The sequence below is a fragment of the Sorangium sp. So ce1153 genome (assembly GCF_051521595.1).
Taxonomy (GTDB): domain Bacteria; phylum Myxococcota_A; class Polyangia; order Polyangiales; family Polyangiaceae; genus Sorangium.
This window is the reverse complement of sequence record NZ_CP150361.1, coordinates 8,437,960-8,455,086: the sequence shown is the minus strand read 5'-3', so window position 1 is coordinate 8,455,086 and position 17,127 is coordinate 8,437,960. Positions and strand designations below refer to the sequence as shown.

Genomic DNA, 17,127 nt, shown 5'->3' with positions numbered 1-17,127 from the left:
GGAGCCCTCCGGGCCTCTACCCGCCGCTCGGGCGCTCGTAGGCGCCGATGTCCGGCGCCGAACCCTGGGGCCGCGCGACCGGGCGGAAGCAGCCCTCGATGCCGCCCACGCTGGCGATGTACGTGTAGTCGGGCGCGTACTGCCACCACGAGACCGCCTGCCCCGACTGCTGCTTCAGGCACCGCGGATCGAACCCGATGTCGTCCGTGGGGGCCGAGGCGCTCGTGCCGGCGTCGATGAGCTCCGTCGCGCCGTCGGTCACGTGGAAGTCGAGCGCGCCCGACGTGCTGGTGAAGAAGGGCGCCGCGGCCCCGCCGTTCAGGAGCACGTTGTTCGACTGCGTGACGCCCGTCGCGCCGAAGAGGGCCTGGTTGCCGCTCGACGCGACCGCGACGTTGTTGCGCACCACGGCGCCGGTGCGCGAGCCCGCGTCCGAGAAGAAGATCTCGTGGTGGTACTGGACGTTCGGGTCGATGCCGTTGCCGAAGCAGGTGTTGTTCGCGATCACCGCGTTCGGGCTCCTCGTGATGCGAATGCACGACCCGCCGTTGCGGAAGCCGATGTTGTTCTCGAACGTGGCGCCCGTGCTGTTCTCGTCCAGGATGAACCCGCTGCCGTCCGACCGGTTGCTGGAGATGTCGATGTTCTCGAACGACACGTTGCCGTGCACCACGTTGTCCTGGGCCGTCCCGCCGACCTGGAACAGGTTGACCCCGCTCGACCAGGAAGGGAGCTTGTTGCCGTTGTGCGCGATGATGCTGTTCTCGATGCGCACGCCGGTAGCCTTGTAGAAGGCGATGCCGTTGATGCCGTTGTTCTCCGCGATCGTGTACTTGAGCTCGATATTGCTGGAGGGGTTGTTCCAGCCGTTCGCGAAGCCGCTCGACGTGTAGTTGCGCGCGGCGATGCCCATCACCCGGATGTACCGGACCGCCGTGCTGACCGGCTCGAACCCCGAGCCGTCGCTGCCGCCGCCGTCGAGGATCGGGAGCTCGCCCGGGTAGGCGCGGAACGTGATCCAGGCGGCCTGTGTCCCTGACTTCGTGGGGTGGATGCCGTTGGACCAGCCGGTGTAGGTGCCGCCGCGGATGTAGACTGTATCGCCCGCGTTGGCGGCGTTCACCCCCTTGCTGATGGTCTTGAACGGCCGATCCAGCGTGCCGGGGTTGCTGTCGCTCCCGTTCGTCGCGACGTAGTACTGCGCGCCGGTCGAGCTGCCCCCACCGCCCGCGCCGCCGGAGCCGCCCGCGCCGCCGGCCCCGCCCGCCCCCCCGGCGCCGCCCGCGCCGCCGCCACCGCCAGCGCCCGAGGTGCTGCTGGACGTGGAGGAGCTCGTCGTCGAGCTGCTGGAGCTGCTGGACGTGGAGGAGCTCGTCGTCGAGCTGCTGGAGCTGCTGGACGTGGAGGAGCTCGTCGTCGAGCTGCCCCCCACCGTCCTGAGCGAGAACTTCTGGTTGTCGCCGTTCCCCCAGCTCCACTGCTGCAGGCCGGTGCCGTCCGCCGTCGCCCTTCCCATGACGTCGAGCGCCTTGCCGCCGCCGCGGACGGTGATCCGCTGAACGCCGGTGGCGACGTCGGTGAAGGAGAATTGCTGGCTCGCGGCGGTGCCGCAGGTGGACTGGACGATCGTCGCGCCGTCCGCGGTCGACCCGCCGCTCGGCCCGAGGCACAGGCCGCTGTTCACGTTCTTGAGCCGGTAGTTCCCGCTGTCCGTGGGCTCCGCGCGGAACTGCTGCCGCGTCGTGCCGTTGCAGGTCGCGATCTGCGCCGCCGCCGAGCCCGCCGTGCTCCCGCCCCGGATCTCCACGCACTTGTTGCTCTGCACGCCGACGATCGTATAGACCGCGCCCGGCTCGATCGTGATGGCGCTGTCGAGCGCCTCTCCCTCTTCGCTGTCGATCGCCTCCTGGCTGACGACGCACGAAACGGCGAGGATGCCGGTCGCGGCGGCAAACAAGCCGTGCTTGAACCCGAATCTCATGATGTTCTCCCCGTCCTGATAAGTAAGTGAAAAGCGAGCTGTCCGTCGCTTGACGCCGCCTGCTGCCGGTCAGGTTCGCCCGTTGCGCGATGAAGGTTCCCGAGGACGCCGCGGCGGCCGTTGCCGCTGCTGGTGATCCCCGAACAAGGTGCGCGCGGAGCGGTTAAGTCAGTTTCGCGTGCGTCAGGCGGCGCGATGAGGGTGGTTCTTGTTACGAACTGCCAGTCGCGTCAAGACGATTGTGCATTGCGAGCCGGCCTCGGTGTCATGAAGGTGCGATACTATGAGTCGCGGAGCGATGGTGGTGGCGCAAGGCCCGACACGCTCCGTTGTCTCCGCGGAAGCCATCGTCCGGCGCGCATTTCGCGGGCGATGCGAGACGCCGGCTCGGCCGGCGAGCAGGCTCGAAAGAAAGGAGTGGAGTCAGCAGAAGGCGCGCGATCCAGCAGGGCCCCGCGTCCGGTTGTTTCGATCACGGAGGACGAACGGTGGCGCTGGGTGACGCGCGATCCACCCCAGCTGGGATGCGCTGTCGGGTAACGCGCGATCCACCCCACTGGCGTGTTGTCGAGAAGCTGCTGACCGGGGCGGGGGGTGATCAGTCGCCTGATCGGAGGGCATTCAGCACAACCTGCGAGGGCTCAACCGGCCTCCGCTGCCGGCAGATAAATCCTATCCACGAGAAACCCAAGGCCGAAGCAGCGGGGTTGCTCCAGCCGGGGATCGACCACCGCGACGACGGTCGCCGAGAGGTTCGTCGATGCACCGAATTGCTTACAAGACGGCGCTGACCTCGGTCGCCGCCATCGCGAGCATCCTCGCGAGCGCGTGCCTGGCCCAGATCGGGAATTCGAACGATTCCGAACCAGACGGAGTCTCGTCGAGCGGAGGGAGCGGTGGATCCTCGTCCTCCGGCCCTGGCTCCAGCTCTGGCTCATCGGGCCCCACCGGTTCCAGCGGCGTCGGTGGCCCCGGCGGCTCCACCGGCTCCGGCGGCCCCCCGGTGGCGGGGTGTGAGCTCGGGTATAGCGAGCTCCCGAATGGTAAGGGCGGGACGAACGTCGAGGCCGTCTGCCTCTCGGACGACATGGGCTTCGACAAGGCCAGGTCGCTGGAGGCCTTCAAGACCACGGTCTACCCGCTGCTGACGGCGAACTGCTCGGGCTGTCACAGCACGACGAGCCGGGCGCAGTCGCCCATCCACGCCGACGTCGATCCGGCGCTGGCCCACGAGTACGCGCTCACCCGCGTGAACTTCAGGAAGCCGATCGACTCGAAGCTCGTCGTCCGGATGGGCATCGACAGGCACAACTGCTTCGGACGCGACTGCAAGGAAGCGAGCGCGCAGATGCTCGCCGCCGTCGAGGCGTGGGCGGACGCGGTCAAGCCGGGCCTGCCGGAGACCCCGCGCCTCGTCCCCGAGGGCGAGAAGGTCACCGAGGCGCAGGTCAAGGAGTGGATCGCCGCGGACAGGGCCACCGTCGCCGCCGCCGACGCGGAGTTCATCAAGTACGCCTCGCTGCACGAGATCCACAACGCGGGCGTCTCCGCGGACGAGCTCAACGTGGCCCGCGTGGGGCTGTCGAAGGCCCTGAACTCGACCGCGCGCTGGGCTCCCGTGATCGTCAACCCGGTCGACATCAACGGCAAGGGCATCGTCTACCGCTTCGATACCCGCGATTACTGGGGCTACAACAAGGGCGTCACGAAGCTCCACTTCGGCGGGTCGGACGACGACGTCTTCTTCGGGAGGACCAGCGTCAACTACCTGGGCGAGCCGGTCGGCTCCGACGTCACCACGAAGGAGAAGCACCGGTACACCGCCGAGGTCCAGGAGGACCCGAGCTTCGCGAAGCTGGTCTGGGGGCGCGTCGAGGCCGGCAACGTCGAGGGCGCCACGGACAGCAAGGTGCTGCCGCCCTACGTCGATGGCTTCAAGGACGACTACATCGAGGCGAGCCAGCTCGTCTACACGGTCACGCGGCCGGACGTGTACAACGCGATCATGGCGATCCCCTGGTACGCCCAGGACCTCGAGAACGAGCTCGGCGTCATCAAGGACGAGGGGATGAAGTCGTACGAGTACATGGTCACGAAGCAGGCCATCACCATCGACTCGCGCATGTACTGGCGCGCCAGGACGAAGAGCGGCGGCTTCTACTGGAAGACGTGGGACGTCTTCACCGGGCAGCTCGAGGGCGACGTGCAGACGATCGAGCAGGCGTACGAGACTGGCCAGATCCGGTTCCCCTTCTGGGCGCACCCGATCCCGAAGTTCATCGCCGGGACCGGCGGCGGCGTGACGGCGAGCACGTTCAGCTTCGTCGCGACGCTGGCCCAGCCGTTCAACTCGGAGCCGGCGGGGTGCGACGGGCAGCCGAACTACGGCGGCTCGCAGTTCCTGAACTGCCGCTATTACACGGGGACCGAGGGACTCCAGCAGTCGGCGGAAGAGGTCATCTGGGACCTGCCGAACGGGCTGCAGGGGTATTCGCTGTGGGGTGGCTTCAACCAGCGCCGCGTCGACGCCTTCGTCAACATCGTCCGTGATCCGCGCATCACCCGCGAGGACGCGGACGCGGTGATCACGAGCCGGATCGGCTTCGCCAGCACCGACCGACGCCTGAACACCGGCAGCGCGTGCATCGGCTGCCACGCGGACGGCATGAACCGCGGCGACAACGACCTGCGCGACTGGCTGGACGAGGGCGGCGCGCGCCTCCCGAAGGGCGAGCACGGCGTCGACGGGTGGATCGACGACGCCGCGACCGTGGCGCAGGTCAAGGAGCTGTACCCGCCCTCGAGCGTGATGCGGCCGCGCATGGAGGACGACCGCCGGGTCTTCCTGTCGGCGATGTCGAAGATCAAGCGGGAGATGATCGCGGGCACGGACAAGAACGTGTACGTGGAGCCGACGATCTGGACCATCGAGTGGGCGCAGAAGTTCTACAAGTACGCGCCCACCCGGTCCAATTGAGGTGAGCCCCACGCGCCTGCGCATCACCGGCTCAGGGCCGGGCGGCGCTTGACAGGTCCCCGGCGGCACGATGACCTCGGGAGATGAGCTTCTCCCACATCCACCTGCTTGTCGCGCTGCTGCCGGCTGCCTTGCTCGCAGCCGCCTGCCCCGCCGCGCCGGACCCGTACAGGGCGCCGCCCGCGGCGTCCGGCGCCGGCGCGGCCGGGGTGGGCGCCACGGGGCCCGGCGAGGGCATGGATCTCGGCGGCGGGCGCGGCAGCGGCGGGACCGGGAGCGCCTGCTCCGCGGACATGAGAGAGGTCCTCGACGACGAGGGGAATGTCGTCGCGGCGTGCCCGCCCGAGCTGGGGTGTCACCAGGGGCAGTGTATCCCCGCCTGCGAGGCCGCGGAGAAGGCGGGCGGATCCATCGGCTGCGACTACCTCGCTCCGTCGCCGCCTTTCTTCGGGAACGAGCTGGGCAGCTCCAGCTACAGCGGCGCGTGCCACGCTGTCTTCCTCGCGAACACCTGGGCTCGCCACGCCAGGCTCCGTGTCGAGCTCGGCGGCGAGGCGCTCGACCCGGCCGAGTTCGCCTACCTCCCGCGCGGCATCGGCCCGAGCACCACGTACGCGCCGCTGCCCGAGGAGGGGATCCCGCCCGGCGAGGTGGCGGTGCTGTTCCTCTCTCACCTGCCGGGGGCGGGGACCAGGTACGGCACCCTCGAGTGCCCGCGGCCGCCCGCCGTGCTCGCCGACGTCGCGGTCCACAACAGCGGCGCCGGCGTCGCCTTCGAGGTCGCGTCGGACACGCCCGTGTCCGCGTACGACATCCTGCCTTACGGCGGGGCGGCCAGCTTCCTCCCGAGCGCGTCGCTCCTGCTCCCGCGCAGCACGTGGGGCACCAGCTACCAGGTCCTCGCGCCGCACGCGCAGGGCGCAGGGGTCCTGTGGATGACCGTCGTCGCCGCCGAGGACGGCACCACGGTCGATCTCGTCCCGCGCGCGTCCCTGCCCGGCGGCGCCGGCGTCCCGCCCGCGCGGGCCGGCGTCGCCACGCGGATCACGCTCGGCGCCGGCGAGGTGGCGCAGTGGATGGGCGAGGACCCGAGCGGCGCGGCGCTCCGGTCGAGCAAGCCCGTCGGCGTCTGGACCGGCAGCACCCTCCTGGAAGTGGCCACCGCCACCTCGCCGGGCGCGGGCGGGCAGGACGCCGCCCACCAGCAGATCGCGCCGATCAGCGCCCTCGGCAGCGAGTACGTCGGCGCAGGCATCGTCTCGCGGCTGCGCGACGAGGAGCCCGAGAGCGTCTCCTACCGCCTGCTCGGCGTGGCGAACGGCACCGCGCTCGCCTGGGATCCGGCGCCGCCCGAGGAAGCGCCGGCGACCCTGGACGCGGGCGAGGTAAGGGAGTTCGAGACGACCTCGCTGTTCTCGGTGCGCTCGCAGGACGGCGAGCACCCCTTCCTGCTCACGCAGTACATGCCCGGCGCTCCCGGCGCCACGCGCCCCGGCTGCGTGGCGGAGATCCCGCTCCCCGGCCAGCAGTGCGCGCTCGGGGACGAGGAGTGGGTCGTCCAGCTCCCGCCCGAGCAGTTCCTCGAGCGCTACGTGTTCTTCACCGATCCCACCTACGGCACGACCAACCTGGTGATCACCCGCGTCCGCGGCCCCGACGGCTTCGCGGAGGTACACCTGAGCTGCCTCGGCCCGGTGACCGGGTGGCAGCCCGTCGGGAATGCCGGGGACTTCGAGGTGGCCCACGTGGACCTCAGCCGCGGCTTCGTGGGCGCGACCCCCGCGTGCGAGACAAGCCAGCACGAGGCGAGCAGCGCGGGCGCCTTCGGCGTTACCGTCTGGGGCACCGACGACTACGCTTCCTACGGCTACCCCGCCGGCGGCAGCGTCGCGAGCATCAACGACGTCGTGATCCCGCCGATCCCGCAGTAGCACCTCGCCGCCCGAGAAGCGAAGTCGCGGCGGCGAGCCGGCGCGATCCGTCGAGATGGGGTCGGGGCCTTCTTGGGGATTCGCCCGCTGCCCGGGAGCGACCGTCCGCGGCCGGAGCACAGGCCGCACACCGGCAAGAAGCCGACAGCCAGCGATTGTGCGGAGAACGGCGATAAACCAGCGTGTACCCCGAGATTGTCCTTGACGATGCGCGCCGCCGATATGTCAAGATCAGGGCACAGGCGTTGTGGCTGAGCGTGGATGACCCTGCTCGACGCTCCGGAGGCCGCTTCGCACCTCACACCCAGGCTGGTCCACGCACACTGTCCACGCACACTCCCCGAGGTAAGCTCATGCACGCCACGACGACTGCAGCGCCTGACACCGGAGAGGAGGGCTCCGGGCGCTCGCTGCTCAAGACGGCGTTCGCGCACACCTTTCACCCCACGATCATCCTCCTGGCCCTGCTGGCCTGCCACTACCTCCACCGGCGCCCGGAGCTGTTTCTGCCGATCGGGATCGGCTTCACCTTTCTCATGACCGCGCTGGAGCAGCTCATGCCCGCGCGGCGGGAGTGGAGGCCGCTGTCGAGCTTCAAGCAGACCGCTATCAACTTCGCGTTCTGGATGGTGGGGTATTTCTTCGTCTGGGGAGCCGCCGTTGCCACGTTCTATGACCGGGCGCTCGCGCCGAGGCTGATCGGCGCGCGAGAGGGCCTGGGGCTGCCGGAGTTATGGCCGAGCAGCTGGCCCGTCGTGGCCAAGCTCTGCCTGGCCTGGCTCATCGCCGACCTCATCTCGTACTGGTTCCATCGCGCACAACACCGGTGGGGAGCCGTGTGGCGCGCGACCGCTCACGGCGTGCACCACTCGCCGACGGAGATGTACTCGATCAAGGCGGCGGTGAACCACCCCTTCGAGTTCTTGGTCTTGCTCTTCCCGATACCCCTCCTGATGGGCCTCGGCGCCGGCCCGGAGGAGATCAGCTGCCTCACGTTCATGATATGGATACAGATCCACTTCACGCACTGCAACCTGCCGCTGAAGTACGGGGCGACCGGGTGGATCCTGCAAACAGGGCAGTACCACCTGCAGCACCACTCGGTCGTCCATGAGGAGCAGAACACCAACTACGGCTGCTGCATGAGCCTCTGGGATCGCCTCTTCGGCACGTTCCGAGAGCCCGGCCACATCGCGTCGACCGGCGTCGCGCCCGGCGCGTCGCTGGGGCTCGGGCAGCAGCTCCTGTTTCCCGTCCGGCCCGTGTACTCGGCCCCGCCCCCCGGGCCGTGATCCCGGCGCGACGAGCGCCGCCGCCTCACGCGAGCGGCGCCATCGCCGTCCTCAGCTAGGCGCGCGCGAAGTACGTGCCTTGCTCGAGGTCGGCGAGCAGGCCCGCCTGCTCGGGCTTCCAGCCGAACCGCGCCTGCGTGAGCGCGCTCGACGCGGGGGTGTCGAGCGCGAAGAACCCGCCGAGCCAGCCGAAGTGCTCCCGGGGGACCGGCTCGACCGGCAGGCCGAGCTTGCGACCGATCACGCCGGCGATGTCGCGGGTCGGGACACCCTCGTCGCCGACCGCGTGGAGCCGCGCGCCGGCCGGCGCCTTCTCCAGCGCGAGGAGGAACAGCCGCGCGGCGTCGAGCCGATGCACCGCCGGCCACCGGTTTGCGCCGTCACCGACGTACCCGGAGCGCCCGGTCTTGCGCGCGATCTCGATCAGCATCGGGACGAACCCGTGGTCGCCGTCCCCGTGGACCGACGGCGGCAGCCGCAGCGAGGAGACGCGCACGCCGCGGCTCGCGAACGAGAGGGCGAGCTGCTCGGAGGCGGCCCGCAGGCCGCCGGTCGACGTGTCGGGCGTCTCGTCCTCGGTGCCAACGTGGCCCGGCGTGAGGCGCGCGAGACCGGAGGCGATGACGAGCGGGCGCCCGGAGCCCGCGAGCGCGCCGCCGAGCGCCTCGATCGCGCCGCGGTCCTTCTCGCAGTTGCCGGCGTAGTCGTTGAAGTCGTCGTGAGAGAAAGCGCAGTGGATCACCCCGTCGCAGGCGGCGGCGCCGCGGCGCAGGCTGTCGAGATCCGTGAGCGCGCCGCGCTGGACGTCGACGCCGGCGGCGGCGAGCCTCCCGGCGGACGCGTCCGAGCGCGCGAGACCGAGCACGCGGTGGCCGGCGCGGACGAGCTCGGGGACGATGGCTGAGCCGATGAAGCCGCTGGCTCCAGTGAGGAAGACACGCATGGGACACCTCTCCTTGGTTCGCGATCCACCATGGCACCGCCGCGGCGCGCGCGAAATACACGGGCGTCTCCGGTTCTTGCCCGATCGTCTACGCGCGGCTAGGCTGCCACCCTGATGCCCGGGCGCGACCAGCCCGATCGTCCGTGCGAGGCCAGGCTGCCACCATGATCTCAGGGCGCGATCAGCTGAAGGATCTCATCGCGCGGTGGTGCCCCGGCGACGGCGTGCACGCCTCGCCGGTGCCCGGAATTTCTTGCATCAAAGTCTCGCGCCCGCAGCAGCGCGCGAAGCGGCACTGGCGCGCTTCGTTCTGCATCGCCGTGCAGGGCACGAAGGAGATCCTGCTCGAGGGGCAGGTCTATCGCGAGCGCGAGCCGCACTACATCGTCAGCCCGATCGACCTGCCGGTGACGAGCCGGGTCGTGGGCGTGTCGCCGGCGCAGCCGCTCCTGTGCTTGAGGATGGACTTCGACGCTGTCGCGCTGCGCGAGGTCGCGGCGCAGCTCGACCGCGCGCGGCCGGACGACCTCGAGCACGCGGGGCGCGCGATCTTCATCGGCAAGGCGAGCGACCGTATGCTCGACGCGGCGATCCGGCTGGGCGCGCTGTTCGAGACGCCCGACGACGCGACAGTGCTCGCGCCGCTCGTGAGGAAGGAGCTGATCTTCCACCTGCTGAAGGGCCCCGACGGCCCGGCGATCCGCCAGCTCATGCGCGCGGGCAGCCAGGCGCACCGCGTCGCCGAGGCGGTCTATCACCTGCAAGCAGCGCTCGACGAGGACGTCGATATCGCCGCGCTCGCGCGCGCCGCAGGGATGAGCCGGGCGGCGTTCTTCAAGCGGTTCAAGGAGGCCACCGCGATGAGCCCGCTCCAGTACCAGAAGCGCCTGCGCCTGCTCGAGGCGCGCCGCCTGATGGTCGAGGAAGGCGTGGGCGCCGAGGCCTCGGCGTTCCGCGTCGGCTACACGAGCGCCTCGCAGTTCAGCCGCGAGTATTCGCGCATGTTCGGCAACCCGCCGCTGCGCGATGCCCGCGCGCTGCAGCAGACGGCGGCGGTCGTCCAGGACATGTGATCTGACCGCGTCCTCACCGGCGGCGCCGGATGCGACTAGCCGCCGGACACGGAGGCTTGAGGGGAAGAGGGGCCAGGGACCGGGGGCTCGCCGGGGCGGGAGGCGATCGCGCTCCTCGGCATGAGGAGGACCAGCATGAACGGCCGGTGGCCATCGCGCTCTTCCCCGGTGAAGCGTACCAGCGCGTCGCCGCCGCGAGCCCGGAGGCTCGCGCGCACGATGTCGAGCCCGACACCTCGACCGGCTACTTGCCCGATCGTCTCCGCGGTCGAGACACCGGAGAGGAAGATCTGGTCGGCCAGGGCTTCATCCGGCAGCGCGCGATTGCCACCCCGCTGGTGCAGCTTCTCGAGGGAGAGTCCGGCGCCGTCGTCGAAGAGCTGCAGCTCGAGCGCGCTCGGCCCGCTCCGCACGCGAACATGGATGCGGCCCTGCGCCGGCTTACCGGCGCGCTCTCGCGCGTCGGGCATCTCGATGCCGTGGTAAAGGGAGTTGCGAAAGCACTGAACCAGGATGTCTCTCACGAGCCCCGTCCAGTCGCCAGCCAGCTGCGCCTCGGCGTGCTCGGTGAGCACGGCGGGCGCGGGCTTCCCGAGCTCGGCGGCCAGGCTCGGCAACATCTCGCGCGTCTCGTCGATCACGCGCGCCACCGAGGTGTGGTCGAGACGCGCGAGGATTCCACGCAGCTGGCGCGCCAGCTCCTGCGCCCCGTCGCTGGAAGTCGCCGTCGCGACCAGGCCCCGGATGTCTCGAAGGACACGCTCGCTCCGTTCGTCCGGCTTCTTGATCACGGCCGTCAGCTTCTGCTGGCAAACCGACTCGTATTCGGCGACCGTTCGCTCGACGGCATCCAGATGCTCGAGCAGCGCGTGCCTGTCGATCTGCTGCTCTGGCGGCTTCTCTGCGGGCTTCTCTGGCCCTCGGCGCGACGCCTGGTAGGCGTTCTCCGCAGCGTGCAGGCAGTCCACCAGGTGCGTGAAGCCGTGCAGGCGAGCGTTGCCTTTCAGGGTGTGGAGGTTGCGAAGCGCGTCGCTGAGCTGCTCGGACGTCTCGGCGTCCAGGCCGAGCGCCGCGCGATTCACGGCCAGCAGCTCGCGACAGCTCACGCAGAACGCTCGTGTGGCGTCGACCCCGCGGTCGAGCGCCTGCACGATGATGTCGACCTCGCGCTCCTTGCTGCGCGCCGCTTGTCTCAAGCTGCGCAGCAAGGTCACGTCGCGAACCGTGACCAGCATGCGCTCGACCAGACCTGCTTCCGACGCGATGAAGTTCCAGGAAATCTCCAGGAACTGAGGTTTGCCGCCGGGACCCGCGCGCTCCACGTCACGGACCAGGTGGTCGGCGTTCAGCTCCGCCAGCCACGGTTCTTGATCGAAGGCGCAGCAGAGCGCCGCCTCTGCCGCGCTCCGCGCGTCCGGCCGCGCCCTGGAGCCGTCCAGCAGCAGCGCGAGGCAGTCTCGGCCGACCAGCTCGGCCGTGCCGAGGATCTCCGCCAGGCGTCGCGAGTATCCCGGTTCGACGCGCCTGTCTCGGCCGATGGTGAAGACACCCTCGTCCAGATTGTCGAGCATCGAAGCGATCTGACGGTTCTTGAGCGCCAGCTCCTCGGTGCGCTGGGCGACGCGCCGCTCCAGGTCCTCGTAGAGCTGCGCGTTGTAGATCGAGATCGCCGCCTGACTGGCGATCACCTGCAACGCAGCCAGTCGCTCACGGGTGAAAGCATACGCGCTGACGTTGTTCTCCACGTAGAGCGCGCCCAGGACGTCTCCCTTGCGCATGATGGGGGCGCACAGCACCGAACGCACGCCCCGCTCTCGGATCTGCGGGTCCGTGCGGAAGGCGCCGGCCTTCGACGCGTCGTCCAGCGTGACGGCCTCTCCCGTGCGCAGCACGTAGCTGACGACGCTGGGGCACAGGAACTCGGCTTCCGGGTACGCCACGCGCCGCGAGAGGCTCGTGATCGGGCGCTCCACGTGGGCGCGCGCCTCCACGTAGTACGTGCGATCGGCGTCGTCTCGCAGGACGAGGCAGCCGTGCTCTGCCCCGGCGTTCTCGATCAACGTGGCCATCAGCGCGGCGAAGAGCCGCTCGGGCTCGACCTCGACGAAGATGCTCTGCGTCGCCTTGAGCAGGGACGCGCTGTCGAAGACCTGGCCGGCCGCCACCGCGCCGCGCGGCGCCGCGATCTCTCCTCGGACGATGTCCGCCAGCAAAGCGGGGTGCTCGCGCGCCAGCGACTCGAGCTTCGCCGTGGCGCCCCAGTCATCGTAGAGCCGGTAAGCCGCCTCCAGGCACGTCCTGGCGTGAAGGGGCTCGTCCAGCGATAGCCACAGCTCGGCCTGGTGCTCGTGGGCGAGCGCCCGCAGGTGGATGAACCCGTCTCCGGCCGTCCTGATCGCGTCGCGGTAGCGGGCGAGCACGACCTGCAGCGGCTGCCCCGTCAGGCGCGCGTGCTCGGCGGCGAGGAGGTGGACCTTGTGAGCGAAGTTCTCCGGGCACAGACGGGACCAGGCCTCGAGCTGCTTCAGGTTCTCCTCGATGACGGCGAGCAGCGCCTCCCGCGCCTCCGGGCCCCCTTCGCGGCACGCGCGCGCCGCCAGCAGCCCTTCGATGAGCTTGTATTCGGGGAGCGAGAACTGCCCCGCCGCGATGATCAAGAACTCCCGGGTGAACTCCATCCACTGCCGCGCCGAGGCGAAGTCGCCCAGGATGAAGCTCGTCGTCATCTGGGCTTGCCCGTAGGCGTAGCAGTACTGGGTGCTCTTCTCGGCGACCACCACGGCGGTGGCTTCGCGGTCGGCCGCGGCGACTGCCTCCTTCTCCGACTCGCTCGCCATCAACCGCGCGACGGCTCGGTCGGCGACCAGCGCGTCGACCTGCTGACCTGCCGCCGCGATGTGCGTCAGATACCGCTTCAGTTCCGCGATCTGCTCGCGGCAGGCCCGCAGCCGCACGCCGACAAGGAACGCGCGCTGGGCGCGATCGTTCCTGGCGTAGGCGACGTGCTGCAGGTCGCCGAGCATGAGCCCGCTCTTCTCCGCTCGGTCGTAGACCGCGAACAGCTCTCGGTAAGGCGCCTTCCAGTGCGCGAGAAAGCCCGCGTACACGAAGCACACGCCCGACTCGACCGGGGTCGGCGAGAAGCGCTTCAAGAGCTCGAAGGCAGCCAGGCCCATGCGATGGGCTGCATCGTAGTCGCCCAGCACCGCGAGGAGGATGATGCCGCAGTCGACGAAGTTCTTGCACGAGACCGCGTCGACGCCGCGGCTCAGCGAGAGGTCGAACATGATGAGCTCCGCCAGGAAGAACAACGGCGGATAGGTCTGGAACGCCGGAGAGATCACCCGCGCCAGGAGCTCGAGGACCAGGCGCGACTCGGCGTCCTCCGCCTTCGGGAGCGCCGGCAGGCCCTCGATCGTCACGCGTCCGAGGTGCGCTTGCAGCTTGCCGATGCCCTCGGCGATGCCCTGGTTGATCTCGTCGGGCGCCTCCGGCAAGCGCACGCCGAACTCGCCCAGCGCCGCGCGCACCTGGACCACGGCGTCCTGCATTCGCCCGCCGTGGTCGAGGATCCGGGTCTTCAGGACGTGAACCCGGCCGCGCGCCAGGCGGTCGGGGGCGAGCCTGAACGCCTCCTCGCAGAACGCTTCGACGCGCGGATCAGCCAGGACGAAGGCTGTCTCGGCGCGCGCGACGATCGCTCGAAAGGCCAGATCCGCCGGACGTTCGCCCTCGCAGCTGGCCAGCAGCTCGACGGCGATCTCGGTGTGGGTCCCCGCGATGCTCCACGCGCCGCTCTGCAGGGCCTGGTCGCTCGCGATCAAGTTGAGCTCCACGAGGTCGAGCCGCTCCTCTCGGTCATGGATCGCGCCGCGAGCGGCGTTCAGATGATGAAGCACCTCGAAGATCCCGCTCGGCACGCGCTCGCCCCGCAGGCGCTCGCGCAGGATCCGCCCGATGCGCGCGTGGAGCCCCACACGCTCCGCGTCGCTGGCGCGTGAGAGCGCCGCCTGCTGCACGCGCGAGTGTTCGAAGGCGTACGACGCGGACGCGTGGCTCGGGACAGGCCCTGACTGCTCCGTTCGACCTTCGACGGAGACCTCGGACAGGAGACGATGGGCCAGCACCTCCCGGACGAGATCGAGGCAGGCCGCGAGCGGTCTGCCCACGGCCTCCGACAGAGTTCGCAGATCGAAGCGCATGCCGAAGCACGCTGCGGCAGACAGCAGCCTCGCCGCGTCGGGGCCGAGGTTCTCGAGGCGCTCCGCCATCAACGCGCCGACGTTGTCGCAAGCGGGGTGCGCTTCCGCGCGCTGCACGTCAGCGGACCACCGGCCGCGTTCGACATCCAGGCGCAGGACGCCCTGTCGATGCAAGGAGACGAGCAGCTGACCGATGAAGAACGGGTTCCCGTCGGTCTTGCGCCGCACGATCTCCGCGAGTCCACGGACCTCGGCGACAGGCGCGCGCAGCGAGCGCGCCACGATCTCCGCCACCGCGTCGGAGGACAGCGGCGCGAGCGGCAGCGTCAGCACGGCCTCGTTCGCCTGGTGCAACGCCTTCTGCAGGTTCAGGAGCGTCGGTGCGTCGCGGACATCACCGCCGCGGAACGCGGCCAGCACCATCACGTGGCTCGACTCGGGATCCGTCAGAATGGCAGACAGCACGTCGGTGGAGGCGGCGTCGAGCCACTGAGCATCGTCGAGCACGAAGGCGAGAGGGCGCTCCGGCGTGGCGAAGACACGGATGAAGGAGAGGAAGACATGCTTCGTCCGGCGCTGCGCCTCGATGGGATTCAACGCCACGACGGACGTGGAGGGGCCGGTGACGCAGGAGAGCGCCGGCACCAGCGCGGCCATGAAGCCTGCGTTGTGCCCCAGGGCCGCGGTCACGCGCTGCCGGAGCTCGGTCAGCTCGGCTTCGGAGAGCGACAGCAGCTCCGCCGCCAGGCCTCGCAGCGCTTGCGCCAGACCGGACAGCGGCACTGCCTGGAGCCGCTCTTCGAACGCCGTCGACAGCAGGCGCGCCGGCCCTCCGCCGTGCTGTTGCAGGAACTCCGCGAGCGCGGCGGACTTTCCGGCACCCGCGGCTCCTGGCATGAGCACGAGCCGCCTCTTGCCGGCGCGCACGTCGTGGAGGGCGCCCCCCAGCGCCGACAGCTCGGCGTCGCGCCCCTGGACGTCTCGACTGACCACGAATTGACTGGAAGCGTCGTTCGCCCCCAGGACCAGGGCAGGGAGGGCCTGCGTCTGCTGGAAGCTCTCGCAGAGCGTGGTCAGGTCGCTCAGCAGCCCGTGGTCGCTCTGGTAGCGTTCGTCAGGGTTCTTCGCGAGCAGCTTGGACACGAGCTGCGCGACGACCGGCGGCACGTCGGGCGACAGCTCGGTGACGAGCGGAGCGCGCCTGGACACGTGCGCGTGAGCCCAGCCGATGGCGTCGCTCGCCGCGAACGGCAGCTGGCCCGTCAGCATCTGAAAGAGCGTGACGCCCAGAGAATAATAGTCTGCTCGGTGGTCGGGGCGACGGTTGAGCCGGCCCGTCCGCTCTGGCGCGACGTGGGCGAGCGAGGGCGCGGCCTCGGAGACGGCGCCGCCCGCCGCGTCCTCGGAGACCGCCAGGAGATCGGCGAACTCGACGCGTCGCGTCGCGAGGTTGACCAGAAAGCTGCCGTGGCTCACGTCCTCGTGGAGCAGCCCTTGCTCGTGCAAGCGACGCAGCAGGCGAGACATGCCGAGCGCGAGCTCCAGGCAGGCTCCGAGCTCCAGACCGTGCGCGGGGACCGCGAGCGGCGCGCCGCCGAAGTCCTCCACGATCAGCGAGAGCTCGCCGTCTACCTCGCGCACGTCGCCCTCGATCGCGAGCGTGCCGAGTCGACGCCATCTCTGCAGCTCGAGCTCCAGGACGCGACGCGGCTGCGCGACCCCGCTCCGGAGCGAGCGCAGCAGCACGCTCGCGCCGGAGGTCGCGTGGCGCGCGCGCCGCCAGATGCTGCGCGGCAATACCGCCACGGTTTCGGTGACGTGATAGGCGTCCTCGCTGGGGTGCGCTTGACTGTCTCGGCTCATTGAATCGTGTTCCCGTTCGCTTTCGTCGGCCGACGCTGGTCCTGCCGGCTGCTCGAGAGCGGCGCTCAGCCTGGAGGCACGCGTGGGCTCAGCGCTTCGCCACCCTCTGGCGACGAACCGCTCACCCCCTGCTCCCTGCGTCGCTCCCGCTCTCCTCCTGGCACGCAGCGCCAACCCTGGCGCCCCCCGACGGAGAAGGAAATCCAAACGCCCTGGAAACGTCAAGCCCCAACTCCCTGCGGCGCGCAGCAGACCGGGGCGGGCGAGAGGGGCGCGGTCGTGCTGCCGTTCCGCGCCCCCCCTCGGTCGACTCCAGGGACGGGGGAGTCCGCTTGAACGCGTTGCAGCACGCTGCCCCGGACCCGCGGCCGACGCGCCGCGCGACGTCCGTCCGTACCGCTGGCGCCTCTGGCCCGCCGCCGCCGCCGCCGGCGAGCCACGCGAGCTGGGCCCTCCTCGTGGACGACGGGGCCGGGCACCCGGACGAGCGCGCCCGCGTGGGTATCGCGAAGCTCACGCCACGCCGCCTCGGCGGCAACGTCCAGCGCTGTTGAGCTGTCGGCGTGATACCGGGCGTCGAGCTTGGTTGATTTTTACCGGAACACCGCACGGGTCTCGCTATCTGCCGGCGCAGCGCACCTGCTACCGGGGTCCCCGGGGCGCCGCTTTCGCGCGCCGCCGCGATCGCGACGGCGGCGCGCGAAAGCGGCGCAACAGCTGAGCGCAGTACCGCATTGCGCGTGGCACGCGATGCGGAGCGACACACCCGTCGCTGCCATGCATCAACGAGATGACATGCCACGGGATCGCCATCTCGAGCGCGATTAGGACGTAGCGCCGCACGCTGCGCTGGATTACATTATCG

At 70.1% G+C, this 17,127-nt stretch carries 8 protein-coding genes; 5 read left to right on the top strand and 3 right to left on the bottom strand.

Annotation, left to right across the window (positions count from 1 at the left end; all coding sequences use genetic code 11):
• Nucleotides 1-16: 16 nt before the first annotated feature.
• Entirely contained in the window at nucleotides 17-1,981 is a 1,965-nt protein-coding gene (locus tag WME85_RS30430) for an RICIN domain-containing protein (RefSeq protein WP_437826312.1), read from the bottom strand.
• Between the two features lie 760 nt (nucleotides 1,982-2,741).
• Between WME85_RS30430 and WME85_RS30425 the strand changes: the two genes are divergently transcribed.
• The 3 genes from WME85_RS30425 (at nucleotide 2,742) to WME85_RS30415 (ending at nucleotide 8,181) form a co-directional block, all read left to right on the top strand.
• The gene (locus WME85_RS30425) at nucleotides 2,742-4,958 is read left to right on the top strand and encodes a hypothetical protein (protein WP_437826310.1); all 2,217 of its coding nucleotides are present in this window, start codon (nucleotides 2,742-2,744) and stop codon (nucleotides 4,956-4,958) included.
• A gap of 83 nt (nucleotides 4,959-5,041) precedes the next feature.
• Nucleotides 5,042-6,889, top strand: a complete 1,848-nt coding sequence (locus WME85_RS30420) for an IgGFc-binding protein (RefSeq protein WP_437826309.1) — start codon at nucleotides 5,042-5,044, stop codon at nucleotides 6,887-6,889.
• Nucleotides 6,890-7,242: 353 nt separating this feature from the next.
• Entirely contained in the window at nucleotides 7,243-8,181 is a 939-nt protein-coding gene (locus WME85_RS30415; protein ID WP_437826307.1) for a sterol desaturase family protein, read from the top strand.
• Between the two features lie 55 nt (nucleotides 8,182-8,236).
• On the opposite strand, the gene WME85_RS30410 is transcribed toward WME85_RS30415, so the two are convergent.
• Entirely contained in the window at nucleotides 8,237-9,124 is an 888-nt protein-coding gene (locus tag WME85_RS30410) for an SDR family oxidoreductase (RefSeq protein ID WP_437826304.1), read from the bottom strand.
• A 164-nt stretch (nucleotides 9,125-9,288) separates the two neighbouring features.
• Here WME85_RS30410 and WME85_RS30405 point away from each other — a divergent pair, with 164 nt between their 5' ends.
• Complete coding sequence (locus WME85_RS30405; protein WP_437826302.1) at nucleotides 9,289-10,197, top strand: AraC family transcriptional regulator N-terminal domain-containing protein; 909 nt, start codon at nucleotides 9,289-9,291, stop codon at nucleotides 10,195-10,197.
• Nucleotides 10,198-10,232: 35 nt separating this feature from the next.
• On the opposite strand, the gene WME85_RS30400 is transcribed toward WME85_RS30405, so the two are convergent.
• The gene (locus WME85_RS30400; RefSeq protein WP_437826300.1) at nucleotides 10,233-16,262 is read right to left on the bottom strand and encodes an AAA family ATPase; all 6,030 of its coding nucleotides are present in this window, start codon (nucleotides 16,260-16,262) and stop codon (nucleotides 10,233-10,235) included.
• A 332-nt stretch (nucleotides 16,263-16,594) separates the two neighbouring features.
• On the opposite strand from WME85_RS30400, the gene WME85_RS30395 reads away from it, so the two are divergent.
• On the top strand, nucleotides 16,595-16,816 hold the full coding sequence (locus WME85_RS30395; RefSeq protein ID WP_437826298.1) for a hypothetical protein: 222 nt from the start codon (nucleotides 16,595-16,597) through the stop codon (nucleotides 16,814-16,816).
• Nucleotides 16,817-17,127 lie beyond the last annotated feature (311 nt).

What these genes read in the sequence shown, in the direction of transcription:
- WME85_RS30415 (WP_437826307.1), top strand. Translation starts at nt 7,243, where the DNA reads ATGCACGCCACGACGACTGCAGCGCCTGACACCGGAGAGGAGGGCTCC.
- WME85_RS30400 (WP_437826300.1), bottom strand. Translation starts at nt 16,262, where the DNA reads ATGAGCCGAGACAGTCAAGCGCACCCCAGCGAGGACGCCTATCACGTC.
- WME85_RS30405 (WP_437826302.1), top strand. Translation starts at nt 9,289, where the DNA reads ATGATCTCAGGGCGCGATCAGCTGAAGGATCTCATCGCGCGGTGGTGC.
- WME85_RS30425 (WP_437826310.1), top strand. Translation starts at nt 2,742, where the DNA reads ATGCACCGAATTGCTTACAAGACGGCGCTGACCTCGGTCGCCGCCATC.
- WME85_RS30430 (WP_437826312.1), bottom strand. Translation starts at nt 1,981, where the DNA reads ATGAGATTCGGGTTCAAGCACGGCTTGTTTGCCGCCGCGACCGGCATC.
- WME85_RS30420 (WP_437826309.1), top strand. Translation starts at nt 5,042, where the DNA reads ATGAGCTTCTCCCACATCCACCTGCTTGTCGCGCTGCTGCCGGCTGCC.
- WME85_RS30410 (WP_437826304.1), bottom strand. Translation starts at nt 9,124, where the DNA reads ATGCGTGTCTTCCTCACTGGAGCCAGCGGCTTCATCGGCTCAGCCATC.